The 14,196-nt window shown below is 68.8% G+C and carries 11 protein-coding genes and 1 pseudogene; 4 read left to right on the forward strand and 8 right to left on the reverse strand.

Annotated features, from left to right (window positions below; genetic code table 11):
- Both LzC2_RS07875 and LzC2_RS07880 read left to right on the forward strand, forming a co-directional pair.
- Window positions 1–529: pseudogene (locus tag LzC2_RS07875) on the forward strand (hypothetical protein); the annotation flags it as partial.
- Window positions 530–689: 160 nt separating this feature from the next.
- Entirely contained in the window at window positions 690–1,775 is a 1,086-nt protein-coding gene (locus tag LzC2_RS07880; protein ID WP_171185625.1) for an AAA family ATPase, read from the forward strand.
- Window positions 1,776–1,969: 194 nt separating this feature from the next.
- Here LzC2_RS07880 and LzC2_RS07885 read toward each other — a convergent pair whose 3' ends face one another.
- On the reverse strand, window positions 1,970–3,907 hold the full coding sequence (locus tag LzC2_RS07885) for a cytochrome b (protein WP_171185578.1): 1,938 nt from the start codon (window positions 3,905–3,907) through the stop codon (window positions 1,970–1,972).
- Window positions 3,908–3,978: 71 nt separating this feature from the next.
- A complete protein-coding gene (locus tag LzC2_RS07890; RefSeq protein WP_206678611.1) occupies window positions 3,979–4,578 on the reverse strand; it encodes a QcrA and Rieske domain-containing protein in 600 nt (199 codons plus the stop codon).
- Between the two features lie 191 nt (window positions 4,579–4,769).
- Here LzC2_RS07890 and LzC2_RS07895 point away from each other — a divergent pair, with 191 nt between their 5' ends.
- Window positions 4,770–5,702: an endonuclease/exonuclease/phosphatase family protein gene (locus LzC2_RS07895; protein WP_171185580.1), complete on the forward strand. Its 933-nt coding sequence runs from the start codon at window positions 4,770–4,772 to the stop codon at window positions 5,700–5,702.
- Window positions 5,703–6,121: 419 nt separating this feature from the next.
- On the opposite strand, the gene LzC2_RS07900 is transcribed toward LzC2_RS07895, so the two are convergent.
- Complete coding sequence (locus LzC2_RS07900) at window positions 6,122–7,651, reverse strand: hypothetical protein (protein ID WP_171185583.1); 1,530 nt, start codon at window positions 7,649–7,651, stop codon at window positions 6,122–6,124.
- Between the two features lie 312 nt (window positions 7,652–7,963).
- Between LzC2_RS07900 and LzC2_RS07905 the strand changes: the two genes are divergently transcribed.
- Window positions 7,964–8,794 (forward strand): sugar phosphate isomerase/epimerase family protein, encoded by an 831-nt coding sequence (locus LzC2_RS07905; RefSeq protein WP_171185584.1) that lies wholly within the window; start codon window positions 7,964–7,966, stop codon window positions 8,792–8,794.
- A 27-nt stretch (window positions 8,795–8,821) separates the two neighbouring features.
- Here the strand turns inward: LzC2_RS07905 and LzC2_RS07910 are convergent, their stop codons facing one another.
- From LzC2_RS07910 to LzC2_RS07930, 5 genes are all read right to left on the reverse strand, one after another.
- Window positions 8,822–10,141, reverse strand: coding sequence for a DUF58 domain-containing protein (locus LzC2_RS07910; protein WP_171185586.1), 1,320 nt, complete (start codon window positions 10,139–10,141; stop codon window positions 8,822–8,824).
- On the reverse strand, window positions 10,138–10,899 hold the full coding sequence (locus LzC2_RS07915) for an arginyltransferase (RefSeq protein WP_171185588.1): 762 nt from the start codon (window positions 10,897–10,899) through the stop codon (window positions 10,138–10,140). The genes LzC2_RS07910 and LzC2_RS07915 overlap by 4 nt, the downstream gene beginning before the upstream one ends.
- On the reverse strand, window positions 10,896–13,079 hold the full coding sequence (gene pta, locus LzC2_RS07920) for a phosphate acetyltransferase (protein ID WP_171185590.1): 2,184 nt from the start codon (window positions 13,077–13,079) through the stop codon (window positions 10,896–10,898). The genes LzC2_RS07915 and pta overlap by 4 nt, the downstream gene beginning before the upstream one ends.
- 76 nt (window positions 13,080–13,155) lie before the next feature.
- Window positions 13,156–13,626 carry a 3-hydroxyacyl-ACP dehydratase FabZ family protein gene (locus LzC2_RS07925; RefSeq protein ID WP_171185592.1) on the reverse strand — a complete coding sequence of 157 codons (471 nt, stop codon included), beginning with the start codon at window positions 13,624–13,626 and terminating at the stop codon, window positions 13,156–13,158.
- 76 nt (window positions 13,627–13,702) lie between these two features.
- Entirely contained in the window at window positions 13,703–14,095 is a 393-nt protein-coding gene (locus LzC2_RS07930; RefSeq protein ID WP_171185594.1) for an acyl carrier protein, read from the reverse strand.
- Window positions 14,096–14,196 lie beyond the last annotated feature (101 nt).

Below are 14,196 nucleotides of genomic sequence, written 5' to 3' on the forward strand. Positions count from 1 at the left end.
CCCATCGGGAGCCGCGGCCGATGCGCCGCCGACGGCGCCGACCGCGGCTCCCGATGGGCGGGCCGACCTCGCGGAGACGCCGACGCCGCTACCCCCGCCGCCCTCTCTGCCCCGCCCCCGGGTGGACAAGGAGAAGTTGCGGGAGGAGATGCGGCAGTTGCGGGCGATCGCCAACACCAGCGCCCGCAGCGCGGTCATGGAATCGACTTGGAAACAGACCCGCACCCGGTTGGTGATGGAGGTGCTGATGTGCCTCGTCAGCCTCGGGCTGGGCCTCACGTTGATCGTGACCAGCGTGTGGGGCGCCGCCGTCCACTACGGGCTGGGCGGGACGATCTGTTTGGCCGCGGTCTGGATCGCCCGAGACTTCGGTCGCACGCTGGACTTGCTGCGTCGGCAAAAGGCCGCCGCGAAGAAAGCCGCCGAGGAGGAGGCCGCCCGCACCGGCGTCGATCCGCGGCGGTCGAACGAGCGGGCGCTGAACGTCCCCGCCGCCGACAGCGGCGATCGCTTTCAAGCCGTGGATTGAGGACCGAGCCGCGGAGGAACCGGCGCCTCGGTTGCCGTGCACGTCCGCCGCGGCGACTCTGCCGGTCTCCGTCCCGTTTCCAGACCGTGATCGCCGCGTGACCGACGCCCCGGACCCGCACGGTTCCTCGACCGATTCCCCGGCCGCGGGAGAGCCCATCGTGTTCTCCCCCGCCGATGAGCCGGTTCGCCCCGATCCCCCGCCCGCCGCCGTCGCGGCGCCGACGGGCGAGGCGGTCCCCGGAGACGATGCGACCGCGCCTCATCCGTCCGTCGCGGAAGCGGGGGCGGAGAGCGTGGGGGCGAAGTTCGACGCGTCCGTCGCGGAGATCTCCAAAGCCGTCGTCGGTCAGCCGGACCTGGTCGAGGGCGTGCTGATCGCGTTGGTCGCCGGCGGGCACGTGCTGATCGAAGGCCCGCCGGGCCTCGGCAAGACGCTGCTGGTCACCACGCTGGCGCACGTCGCCGGCTGCGACAGCGGCCGCGTCCAGTTCACCCCGGACCTGATGCCCGCGGACGTGACCGGGCACAGCGTCTACGACCTGCAACAGAAGGCGTTCACGTTCGTCCCCGGTCCGGTCTTCACGAACCTGCTGCTCGCCGACGAGATCAACCGCGCCCCCGCCAAAACGCAGGCGGCACTGCTGGAGGCGATGCAGGAACGTCAGGTGACCGTCGACGGCGAGACCCGTCATCTGCCCGATCCGTTCCTCGTCCTCGCCACGCAGAACCCGTTGGAGCAGGAGGGCACCTACCCGCTGCCCGAGGCCCAGCTCGACCGGTTCCTGTTCAAGCTGCTGGCCGACTACCCGGACGCCCAAGGGGAACGGTCGATCCTCGACCTGTACGTCAACGGGACCGACCCGCGCGACCCGATCGGGCTGGGCGTCGAACGCATTCTGGACGCCGCGGGCGTGCGCTCCCTGCGGGACGCCGCGTCGCAGGTCATCGTCGAACCGGCGGTGACGGACTACATCACCCAGTTGGTCCGTCGGACGCGGTCCTGGCCGGGGGTGGAGGTCGGAGCGAGTCCGCGGGCCGGCGTGAGTCTGGTGCTCGCCGGCCGCGCCGCGGCGGCCTGTCGCGGGCGGGACTTCGTGATCCCGGACGACATCAAAGACCTCGCCCCCGCCGTGCTGCGGCACCGGGTCCGCCCGGCGCCGGATGCGGAGTTGGAAGGCGTGACCGCCGACGCCCTGATCGCGGCGATTCTGGACGCGGTCGAGGCGCCGAAGGGCCGGGCGTGAGCCGGTCCCCCCTCTCCCCTTTTTGGGGGAGAGGGGTCGGGGGAGAGGGGGCTTTCACCGACCAATCGGCCTTCGCACCTCCAACGCTCAACCCGTCACGCAACCGATCGAACTGCGAACGATCATGTGAGAGGACTCGCTCACCCTCACCCCCGGCCCCTCTCCCTCAAGGGAGAGGGGGGCGCTAAGGCCTCTCACCGCCCCAGCCAGTCGCCTCGCAGCCAGTCGACGAGCAGCAGGATCTCCTCGCGGGTCAGCGTGTTCGACGGGTCTTCGGTTCCGTCTTCGCCGATGTTGGGGGCGTACGCCGGCATGGCGTTTTCATCGCCGTAGTAGCGCTCGTGACCGGGGTTGGAGATGAAGTCCGCGAGCCAACGACGCGAGCCGTAACCGTCCAAGGTGACGGCATAGCCGTACTCTTCCCCGGCGAAGTTGTGGCAGTCGGTGCAGGCGCCGGGGAGGCCGCCGTCGGCGCCGGTCATCAGGGCGCGGCCCTGCTGGACGAGCGCGGCGAGTTCGTCGGACGCGAACGTTTCGCCCCCATGATCGAGCGCGATCGGCAACCCGCCGTGCACCCGATCGCCCGCTTCCGCGGCGACCGCGGCGGCGACCGCGTTAAGAATCGCATCCGTCGCCTCGGCATCGACCGTGCCCGGTTCGACGCCCTCCCACAACGTGTTCTTCACGTAGTCCGTCATATCGCCCTCGGCAAAGGGCGTGCAGCCGAAGTAGGTCTTCGAATCGACCTGCTGCGGGTCCAGCATGTTTCGCATCCAGCGACGAGAACCGAACCCGGCGAGGTTTGCGGCATTGCACTCGCTGCCGACGATGGAGTGCTCCGGTCCCCACGATTCCACGGCCGGGCCGGTGTGGGAGTGACAGGCGGCGCAATGGGCGCGAAAGAGTTCCGGGCCGCGGGTCTTCGGATCGGCGGCCAGCAGGGCGGCCGGCCCCTCCGGCGGGATGCCGTAGTCGGCCAGTTCGGAGGCCCGCTCGGCCCGCGCCGCGGCGGCACGCCGCACTTCGAGGTAGTGCTCGTCGGCCTGATCGCGGCTCATCGACATGATCGTCAGCCCGCTCCAGGCGACCAAACCGCCGAAGACGATCAGGTACCGCATCGCCGCGCCGACTCGGTGCCCGAGCCGGTCGATCCACGGGATCGCCGCCAACAGGGCGATCAACAGCGTGGGCAACACGCCGGTCGCGAGAAAGTCGAGATCCGGCGGGGGATAGGTCCGCAGTTCGAACAGGAAGCGGAAGTACCACTCCGGCCGCGGCATGCTTTCGACGTCGCCGCCCGGCGGGGCGTCCAACGGCGCGGGATGCCGCTCCGCCATCACCCAGACCAGGCCGAACACCGCCGCGAACGCGACGGCGTTTCGGATCGTTTGATTCGGAAAGTACGGCGTTTCGCCCGGCTGATGGGCGTGGTTGACAGTGTCCGGTCGACCGCCGGCGACGGGGTCCTCGGGCCGCACCGTGCCCCACCGCAACAGCTGATAGAGGTGGAACAGAATCAGCCCCGCCGCCGCCAGCGGGAGGAAGGCGATGTGCAGCGCATAGAAGTGCGTCATCGTCAGATGACCCGCCTGCGGACCGCCGAACAGCATCTGCTTCATCGGCGGACCGACCTGCGGGGCGCCGGCCAGCACCGCGCCCTCGACTTCCACCTGATCAAACGCCTTCTGGCTGCCGGACAGCGGGTTCCCCGTCACCGCGGCGGTCACCAGCAGGGGAAACAGCAGCACCCCGCTGACCCACGCCAGCTCCCGGGGCGAGCGGAACGCCGCGGAGAGCATCAGCCGCGCAAGGTGAATCGCGAACACGACGATCAGGGCGTGCGTCGTCCAGTAGTGCAGGCCTCGCAACAGCGAGCCGCCCGGCTTGCTCTCGATGTGGTGGACGCTGGACCAGGCGGCGTCGGCGCTGGGGACGTAGCCGGTCATCAGCGCCAAGCCGGTGACGAACACCACGATGAACAGCCCCAAACTGACCGGCCCGGTGACGTACCGCCACCGCGCGCCGCCGGGGACGGTGCGGTCCGCGAGCCACTCGAAGGCGCCGCGATGTCCGGTGCGTTCGTGGACCCAACCGCCGACCGCCGCGCCGCGTTCGGTGATTGCTGTCCGCACGCGCCCGGGGCCGTTCGCAGTCGCGGTCGAATCCGGCTCGATGGGAGAGCTTGCCTCTGGCGTGTCCACGCTCATGCTTCGATCCGCTCCGCAACGCCGGGCCGGAAACGCTTGTATTCGATCTCCACCCACCAGTCGCCGCCCGCGTCTTCGACCAGTTCGCAGTTCAGCGAATCGAGCCCGCGCGGGCTGGGGTTCGGCCCGCCGCCGGGCATCGGGAGGGCGTCGCCGTCCAGGGCGAAAACGGCGCCGTGACAGGGGCAGTGCAGGGCTTCGACTTGCGCATCCTCCGCCGATCGCAGGGCGCCGCTGACTTGGCAACCGGCGTGCGGGCAGACGCTGCTGAAGGCTTTCACCTCGGCCTCCGCCGGATCGACCTCCGCGGGCGAGGTGCGCAACACCCACGCGCGGCCGACGGTTTTCGCGGGGTGCCGCGTCCAGGCGTCGACCGATTCGCCGGTGATCGGCACGAGCTTCGGCACGCCGGGCGTGAGGACGGACAGCTTTACCGCCCGATCGCGAATCGGCCCGACGGGGGGCGCCGAAAGCGGAGCGCCGAAGAACTTGGCCGCGGGCCACGCGACCGCCGCGGCACAGACGGCGTACATCCCGCGGGCCGCCCATGCGAGCCAGTTACGGCGGCCGGCGTCGGGCGCAGGAGAGTCCGTCACGGGGCGGGTGGGTTGAAAGGGTCGAAAGGCGGGAACCCGAGGGGATTCGATGATGCGAGCGCCGGACGAGCCGGTCAACCGGGTCGGGAACCGTAGGCCATCGGCGCTTCGCAGATGGATCGGTACGCGGCGATCCGTCGTTCGGCTACGGTGACGCCGGGAGCGCCGTCATCCTTGAACGCAGTCGATCCATGAACGTCCCGGAATGCTCATCGCTCGTTTCGTCAGCCACGTCGCGGCGACGGTTCCTCCGGCGGGCCGGGGGCGCGGGACTCGCCGGGTTGGGCGCGACCTGCCTCGCCCCGTTCGTCCGAGCCGACCCGTTCGCTCGAGAGGAAGAGCGGACGCGGCCGCTGCGGGTGATCGCCTACAACGTCTACGAGTGCACCGGTTGGCCGAAGGACCGGGCGATGGTGAAGAAAGCGACGGCCGCGGGCCAGATGCCGGATCGCTTCGCCCGGGAACTCGCGTTGTATGAGCCGGACGTCATTAACTTCTCCGAATCGCCCGACGAGAAAGTCGTCCAGCAAATCGCCGAGCGGTTGGAGATGCACCACGTCCGCTTCCCCAGCGGCGGAAACTGGCCGGGCACGCTGCTCTCCCGGTTCGAGATCGTCGATCCGCAAAACGCGCCCGTCGTCGGCGGGGAGCGGCCGGCCGACCTGTTCACCCGGCATTGGGGCCGCGCGACGGTCAAGCTGCCCGGCGGCGAGTCGCTAATTGTCCATTCGGCCCATCTGCACCCCGCCCCGGAACCGGACGTGCGGCTGCGGGAGATCCCGGCGATGTTGGCCTCGATGCGGGAGGATCTGAACGCGGGCCGCTCGATGCTGTTGATCGGCGACCTCAATCACACGCCGGATGTCGCCGAGCACCGCCTGTGGACGGACGCCGGTTGGGTCGACACGTTCGTGAAGGTCGGCGCCGGCGAGGGGCTGACGATCAAAGCGGACGAGCCGACTCGCCGGATCGACTACGTCATGGCGGCGGGGCCGATCGCCGGGCAGATCGTGGAATCGCGACCGCTGTTCGAGGGGGCGTTCCGCACGAACCCGGCGGATCCGCAGTCGTTCGCGCTCAGCGATCACCTGCCGCAGCTCGCCGTGTTCGACCTCGCCAAGTGACAGGCGATGCCCCGTCGTTTTTCGCGGGGCTTCAACGCAGAAACGGCGGCGACTCGCTCCGAGGAGCAAGTCGCCGCCGCGTCGGGCGGGGTCGCCGGAACCTGCGGACGCCTGCGGGGCGTCCTTTCACTCAGGGACGCGGCGGACTCCGTTCACCCGGTCGGCGGAGCGATCCGTCTTGAGATCGCTCCGCCGCCGCGTGCAGCCGCCTCAGTCTCCATCGACGGGCCGTCCCGTCGATTCGTTCGAGGTGTGACTCAGAGGTGAGACTTCAAAGTGTCGAGCTTCGGTGACTAGGGTCGAGCTTTGACGCTCGGGGAGCGATGCGGGCGGTTCCCGGTCCGCGTCGGCCGCCGGTACGGGGGGCGGGCCGACGTTAGTCCTGAAAGCCAGGGGGGAACCGTTCGCGTTCGCTTCGATCACAGGCAGCCGGTGTCGCAACCAGCGTCACAGGCGGCCGGGCCGCAGGAGTCGCCGTGCAGGCCGCCGAGCAAGCCGCCCAGGATGCCGCAGCCGGAGGGGCCGCAAGCGGTGGCCGGGCCGCAGGCCGGAGCCGGGCAGACGGGGACTTCCTTGCAGACGACGCGGGGGACGCACACGGTGCGGGTCAGGCAGACGGTCCGCGGGACGCAGGTCGTCTTGGGGACCATGACCGTTTCGCACACCTTGCGGCATTTGACGTACGGGATCTGCTTGCAACGGGTTTCGCAGGTCCAGCTACAGGTGGTGTAGGGAATCCGCTTGGTCCGCTGTTCGCAGGTCCAGCTGCAGGTCGTGTAGGGAATCCGCTTGGTCCGCTGCTCGCAGACGAAGCTGCAGGTCGTCTTCGGGATCCGCTTGGTGCGGGTCTCGCAGGTGAAGCTGCAGGTGGTGTAAGGCACCTTCTTGGTCTTCGTCTCGCAAACCCAGCTGCAGGTGGTGTAGGGCACCTTGCGGGTCTTGGTTTCGCAGGTCCAGCTGCAGGTCGTGTAAGGAACCTGCTTGCTCTCGGTGTAGGGCACCTGACGGCAGACGGTGTAGGGAACCGTCTTGCGGCAGACTTCGTTGACGTAGCGGGTGCACTCGATCTGCTTCTGCACGACCTTCGGGCAGCAGACCTGTTCGCAAACGGTGCGGGCCGGGGTCGGGCAGCACACGGTCCGGCAGCTGCCGGGCTGGTAGACGTAGCGGCAGGTGCGAGCGTCGTAGACGCACTGGCCGGGGGTCTGAACGATCTTGCGAACCATCGGGCCGGGCACGGTCCGTTCGACGGTCTTCATCTCGTTGACGCGGACGTTGATCGTCTTCGTCTCGGTGACCGGCTTGCAGACGGTGTAGCAGACTTCGCGGGTCTTGTTCTCCGTGACGGTGCGGTACTTGGTGCAGCACACGGTCTTGTAGCAGGTGTTGTAAACCGGCTTACGAACCGTGTAGCAGACGTCCTTGTAGCACGTGTTGTACACGGGGCGACGCACCTGGTAGCACACGTCCTTGTAGCAGGTGTTGTACACCGGCTTACGGACCGTGTAGTTCACGCAGGTGTAGGTCGTGTTGTAGACCGGCTTGCGGACCGTGTAGCACACGTCCTTATAGCAGGTGTTGTAAACCGGCTTGCGGACCGTGTAGTTCACGTCCTTATAGCAGGTGTTGTAAACCGGCTTGCGGACCGTGTAGTTCACGGTCTTGTAGCAGGTATCCAACACCAGGCGGGTCTTTTGGACCGGCACCTGCGTGGTCACGCGATCAAGCACCGTGCGGGTGTACGGCACCTGCTTGGTGTCATACACGATTTCCCGCACAGTCCGAGTGCAGGGCGCGGCGACCGGGCCGCAATCGGCGCCGTGGGCGCCGCCGGCGATGCCGGAATCAGGGACGCAGCCGAGGCTGCCGGCGCCGCAGAGGCCGGCCGAAGCAGCCGGGGCGACGTAACAAACGGCGGTGAGGACCGCCGCGGCGATGAGCCGTTTCATGAGGGAATCTTTCCGTGGGAGGGACGCGGTTCCTTGGGGGGTGAACGGCCTCCCTCGACTCGCGGCCTGGGCCGCGAAGTCAGGGGAGCCGTCCCGACCCATTTGGCATCGACCCCCCGCATTGCCTGAACCCACCACTTTGCCGAACCATCTCACTTTTCCTCGTCACGCGCCGCGACGAGCCTTGCGCAGCCCGAACCACCCGCACGACCACACCGTGCTTCGCCAAGCCGCGGACCGCATCGCGGGTCGGGACGCCGTTTGGCGTCGCTCGTTAGACTGCGGCGCCGCTCCGAACCCCGCCTCGTCGTCATGTCCTTTCGCTACGCCTACTGCAACGAAACGCTCGCCCCCGGCCGGACGTTTCGGGAGCAATGCGACCTGATCGCCTCGCTGGGCTACACGGGCATCGAGGTCGCCCCCTTCACCCTCGCCGAGGCTCCGGCGGACCTCTCCGCGAACGAACGCGCCTCCCTGCGGGCGGATGCGCAGGCCGCGGGACTGGACATCGTCGGGCTGCACTGGCTGCTGGCGAAGACCGTCGGGTTTCACCTCACCACCGCAGACGCTGCGGTCCGTAACGCCACCGCGGACCGCCTGATTGAGCTGACCGATTTGTGCGCCGATCTGGAGGGTTCGCTGATGGTGCTGGGTTCGCCGCAGCAGCGGAATCTCGAACCCGGCATGAGCCGCGAGACCGCGACCGACCACGCCGCCGAGGTGCTCGCGAAGGTCGCCCCCCGCTTGGAGGAACGCAGCGTGACGCTGGCGCTCGAACCGCTGGCCCCCTCGGAAACGGACTTCCTTCGCACCTGTGCCGAGGCCGTCGCGCTGGCCGACCGCATCGGCAGCCCGCGAATCCGACTGCATCAGGACGTCAAGGCGATGGTCGGCGGCGAAGCGGAGGCGCCTGCGGAGATCATCCGCCGCTTCCCGGAGCAAACGGCCCACTTCCACGCCAACGACGCGAACCTGCTCGGCCCCGGCATGGGCGACACCGACTTCGCCCCGATTCTGCGGGCGTTGAAGGAGACGGGCTACGACGGCTGGGTCAGCGTCGAAGTCTTCGCCGACGGCCCCGGCCCCGTCGAAACGGCTCGGTTGAGCCTCGAACATCTGAAAGCGGTCGCCGCGACGCTCTGAACGCACGCTGCTGACCGGCGGAGGCCTCTACAGCAGGTGCTTCGCCTTCACTTCGAGGTACCGGCTGACGACCGCGGCGCTGAGGTTCTCCGGGGTCGCCTCGACCACCAGCACGCCGTCCGCCGCCAGCGAGGCCGCCCGTCGGCGCTGCCGGGCGCGGAGTTCGGCGGCGGCGGCGATGCGGAACGCCTCCCGTTCTCCCGCGGCGCCGTCGGCGGGCACCTGGGCGGCCCGCTCCGCCAGCGGGGTGTTTTCCAGTAACGCCACCAGGACCAAGTGCGGCGAGCGCAGCGGGCGGACGTGCCGGGCGATCTCCGCCAGTTGCACGTCGTCGGTCGCGTGGGTCAGCAGCACGACGAGGCTCCGCCGCCGGTGCCGGGTGCGGACCTCGCGGACCATCGCCCCGTAATCGCTGGCCTCGTAGCGGGGGGTGAGGTCGTAGGTCTGGCGAACCAGCGACCGCACGCCCGCCGCCCCGCGGACCGGCGGCACCCAGCGCCGCGTGCTCGCCCCCGCGGCCATCAACGCGGTCGTGTCCCCCTGCCCCGCGGCGACGTGCGTCAGCAGCACCGCCGCGTTCAACGCTCGGTCGAAGTGCGTCACCCCGTCGGTGGCGTTGCACATCGCCCGGCCGCTGTCGAGGAGTAGGAGGAGGGACTGATTCCGTTCGACGGTGTACTCGCGGGAGACCAGCCCGCCGGTGCGAGCAGTCGCCTTCCAGTCGATCTGGCGGACCTCGTCGCCGCGCACGTACTCGCGCAGCCGGTCGAACTCCCGCCCCCGTCCCCGCAGCGTGCTGGCTCGCACGCCTTCGGTACGGCGGTTCTGACGCGCCAACAGCTCGGCCCCCCGCACCGCGCGGACGTTCGGATAGACCCGCACGGTTCGCTCTTCCCGCACCTGAGCGTGCCGTTCCCACAGCCCCCAGCGGGTGCGGCTCCGCAGGAAGACCCGCCCGAACGCCCGCGGGCCCCGCAGGTGCGGCGTGACATGGTAGATCACCTCGCCGGTTCGCCCCGCCGGGAGCGCGACCGTCGCGGGGAGGCCGTCGACGGCGCTCGGGGTCGGCGGCGAATCGTCGACCTCCACGGTGATCGGCGTCGTCCCGCGGTTCGTCAGGTGCAATGTGACGGGGTTGGGAGCCCCGACGCTGAAGATCTCCGCGGCCTCCCGTTCGACCTGCACGCTCGCCGGGGCGGGCGACCGGAAAGCGTCCCACGCCGCCGCCGCCGCGAGCAGCGCCGCGGCGAGCAACCCGACATCCGCCCACGGAGCCGACGCGGCGCCCGCCGCCAGCGGGATCGCGCACAGTCCGAAGAGCAGCAGCAGCCGGCCGGTGGGCGTCATGGCGTCTCCCGGCCCGAATCGGCCCCTTCAGGATCGGCGGAGCGCCACGGCGGAACCTCGTCGAGGCCGACGCGCTCGGTCAGGATCTCGTGCGGGGCGAACCGATTCTTATAGGCCATCGAGGCGTTCTCCGGGATCCAATAACCGAGGTAGACCCAGTCCCGGCTGGTTTCTTGGGCGTATTGAATCTCCGACAACGCGCTGAACGTCCCCGGCCCCAGCGGGCGCCAGGCGGGATCGTAGAAGAAATAGATGCTGTTCAACGCCCCCGGCACGGCGTCCACCAGGCCGACGCCCACCAGTCGATCGCCGTCGTAGTAGGCGAACTCTTTGGCGAACTCATAACCGGGACCGACGAGGTTTTCGCGGTACTGCCGGGGCGTGGTGACGTCGCCGTCCCAGCCGCGGCGCTCGCTCATATCTTCGTGCCAGCGGTTGTAAAGATCCGCATGCTCCTGCGAGCTTTCCGCCGGCCGCACGACGACGCGAATATGGGCGTTCCGTTTCCGACAGCGGCGCTGGCTCTTCGTCGGCCGGAACTCCTTCACGTCCACCCGCAGGCTGCGACACTTCTTGCAGGCGGGGCATTCGGCGCGAAAGAAGCTAAGTCCCTGCCGACGCCATCCGCGGGCCAGCAGTTCTGCGTAATGCTCGCCGCTGATGTCGATGAACATTTTCACCCCCATCCGCGTCCGCTCCCCGGAGAGATAGGAGCAGTCCACGAGCGGCGAGCGGCCGCTGAGCAGTTCGACCGTCATGCGGCGGCCCCGGGTCTCTCCGCCTCGGCGGCCTGGGCCTGAATCGCGGTGATCGCCACGGTGTTTAGAATGTCCGCCACGGTGCAGCCGCGGGAGAGGTCGTTCACGGGTTTGTTCAACCCCTGCAACACCGGCCCGACCGCCACGGCGCCGGCGCTCCGCTGCACAGCCTTATAAGTATTGTTGCCGGTATTGAGATCCGGAAAGATCAATACCGTCGCCCTGCCCGCGACCGGACTGCCGGGACGTTTTGAGGCGGCGGTCTGCGGATCGACCGCGGCGTCGTATTGAATCGGCCCGTCGATCGGCAGATCCAGGCGGGCGGCTTGCGCCTTGCCGGTCGCCTCCCGCACGCGGTCCACGTCGGCGCCGGTTCCGCTTTCCCCCGTGGAATAACTCAACAGTGCCACCCGCGGCTCGACGCCGAACCGGCTCGCCGTGTCGGCGCTGGTCGTCGCGATCTCCGCCAGTTGATCCGCCGTGGGATTGGGTACGACAGCGCAGTCGCCGTAGACCAATACCCGGTCCGGCAGACACATAAAGAACACGCCGGAGACGACGCCCACCCCCGGCTTCGTTTTAATAAACTCGAACGCCGGACGAATCGTGTGGGCCGTCGTGTGGGCCGATCCGCTGACCATGCCGTCGGCCAACCCCAGATGGACTAACATCGTGCCGAAATAACTCACGTCCGTCATCCGATCCCGGGCGATGTCCGGCGTGACGCCCTTATGCTCACGCAGCCGGTGATACTCCGCCGCGAAGTCATCGAGCCGCTCGGAGGTCGCCGGATTCTCGATCGCGACCCCCTCAAAAAGCGAGGCGTCTAACTTTAACTCCGCGATCTGACCCTCGATCGTCGCCCGATCGCCCAAGAGGATCAGGTCCGCCACGCCGCGCCGCAGGATCGTCTCCGCGGCCCGCAGGATGCGCGGCTCCGTACCCTCGGGGAGGACGACGCGCTTTTTATTCGCCGCGGCGCGGCGGAGCAGGTCGTATTCGAACATCAGCGGCGTCACCCGCTGCGGGTCCGACACGCGGATCGCCTCGGAGAGCGTCTCTGTATCGACATGCGCGTCGAATAATTCCAACGCCGCCTCGATCTTGCCAGGCGCGTCGGGCGAGAGCGCCGCCGGGACCGCGGAGACGTTCGTCGCGGTGGTGAAGGTGTCCGTCGCCACGCCCAGCACCGGAACGCCGGCCAAGCCGTCCACCAACTTCGCCACCGCGCCGTCGGGCTTCAGGCCGCCTGTCAGCAGGACGCCGGCGATGTTCGGCCCGGTCCGGCTCTTCTCGCCCGCCAGACTGGCCAGCAGAATGTCGTCGCGGTCGCCGGGGGTGACGACGAGGGCGTCGTCCGTTAGATGCTCCAGAAAGTGCGGCACCCGCATCGCCGCGACCACGAAGCGTCCCGCCGGCCGTTCCGCTCCGTCGAAGCGAAACGGGGCGTCCTTCCCCGGCGGCTCGCCCGGTCCGCACAGCCACTGCGCTTCGAGTCCGGCGGCGATCTCGCCCACCGAGGGACGCTCCAATCGCGGGTCCTCCGGCAGCAGCCAGACGGGCGGGCCGTCGGCTTTCATCGCCGTCAGGGACCCGCGCGCCATCGCATCCCACGTCTCCGGGACGTGATTGACGATCGCGGCCAGCACCTCGCAGCCGCGGTCGCCGAACTGGTCGAAGGCGATCGCGATCGCGTCCCGCAGGTCGGCCGGCGTCTTGCCGCGGGCGGTGAACACCGGCAGCACGGCGGAACCGAAGTTCGCCGCGAGATCCGCGTTCAGGTCGAATTCATGCGTCGGGGCGAACCCGCGAAAACTTGTGCCTTCCACGACGACGAGGTCGTCCGGCTCCCGCGGCCCGCCCTGGGCATCCGCGGGGCCGTCCCGCAGGGCGCGGAACTCCGCCAGCACGGTGGCGATCAGTTCCGGCACGCGGTCCTCCGCGAGATACGCCCGGGCCTGAGCCCGATTCAACCCGACCAACGATTCGGGATCGACGTCCTTCAGATAGCGATCGACCACCAACCGCACGGACGGATCGCGGGCGCCGTCGTGCCGCACGATCGGCCGGAAGAACCCGACTCGCCCGCCGCGGCGGGCAGCCAGTTCACAAACTCCTAACGCGACGAGACTTTTGCCGGCCCCGGCTTCGGCGCTGGCGACGTAGATGCTGGCGGCCATACGACGGCGGACGGTTCGCGAGAGGGCGCGCCGGAAACCGGCGGAGGCGCAAGGATAACCGCGTCCGCCGCGCCGCTCAGTCCATCACCTGCAACAGGTTGCTGGTGAACACGAAGTTCCGCTGATCGGCGCCCTTGTAGTCCGGATCGTCGGGATCGAGGTGGGCGAACAGAATCTCCGCCTCCGCGACCGCGGCGCCGGCCTCGGGGCCGTTGTCGAGCGTCGCCTCGATGGTGCAGGTTCCGCCCTGCTCCCCCAACGTCTGCACGATCGCCTCGTACCGCAGCACGTCGCCGGGATAGGCGACCCGGTGAAACGAGACCTTCGGGATCTTCGCCAGGATCACCAAATGCTCAAAGTCGTTGGCGTGACCGAGCAAAATCCCCGCGGTTTGGGCCATGCCCTCGATCATCAACGAGGCCGGCAACTGCGGATCGCCGTCGAAGTGATCCTGAAGGTGATCCTCCGCCCGGGAGATGCACTTGATGGCGACCGCGCGTTCCCCGCGGACGAGTTCGGTAAAACGATCGATCCAGATCCAGCGCATACCGCAGACTCTAGCGACGCAGCCCGCCGCCGTCACCCGGCGAGGCCGGGCGAGGGGCGACGGGATCGCGAACCGCTCAGGCGTTCACGCGGGCGTCGAGGAAGTTCACGATCATGTTGACGGTGAACAGCTCGGGAATGTTCTCGACCTTCGGATCGTCGGCGAACGAATCGATGTCGGCGTGCGGCATCTTCGTCCGCAGTTCGGCGAGACCCTGCTCGGTCACGACGCCGTCCTGCACGAAGTTGCTGTCGGCGGCGGTGAGGCTCTCCGGAAACAGTTCCCCGCGGGGAATCTTGATGCCGAAGGCTTTTTCCAAGCGGAAGACGATGTCCAAGAAATCGATGGACTCCGCTCCCAGATCGCCGGTGAGGGTCGCTTCGGGGGTGACTTCGTCCTCGTCGACGCCCAAGGCGTCCTGGAGGCGGTCGGAGACCTTGGCGAAAATGTCGTCGCGGGTCATCGGCATCGGTGAGTGTCCGTGGTCTGTCCGTGACCGCCGCGGGCGGATCCGGGTTGGGGTGATTCTGTCGATCGTACGCGGGACCGAGACCCGCGGGGTCGGGAAGT

Source organism: Alienimonas chondri, assembly GCF_013036045.1.
Lineage (GTDB): Bacteria > Planctomycetota > Planctomycetia > Planctomycetales > Planctomycetaceae > Alienimonas > Alienimonas chondri.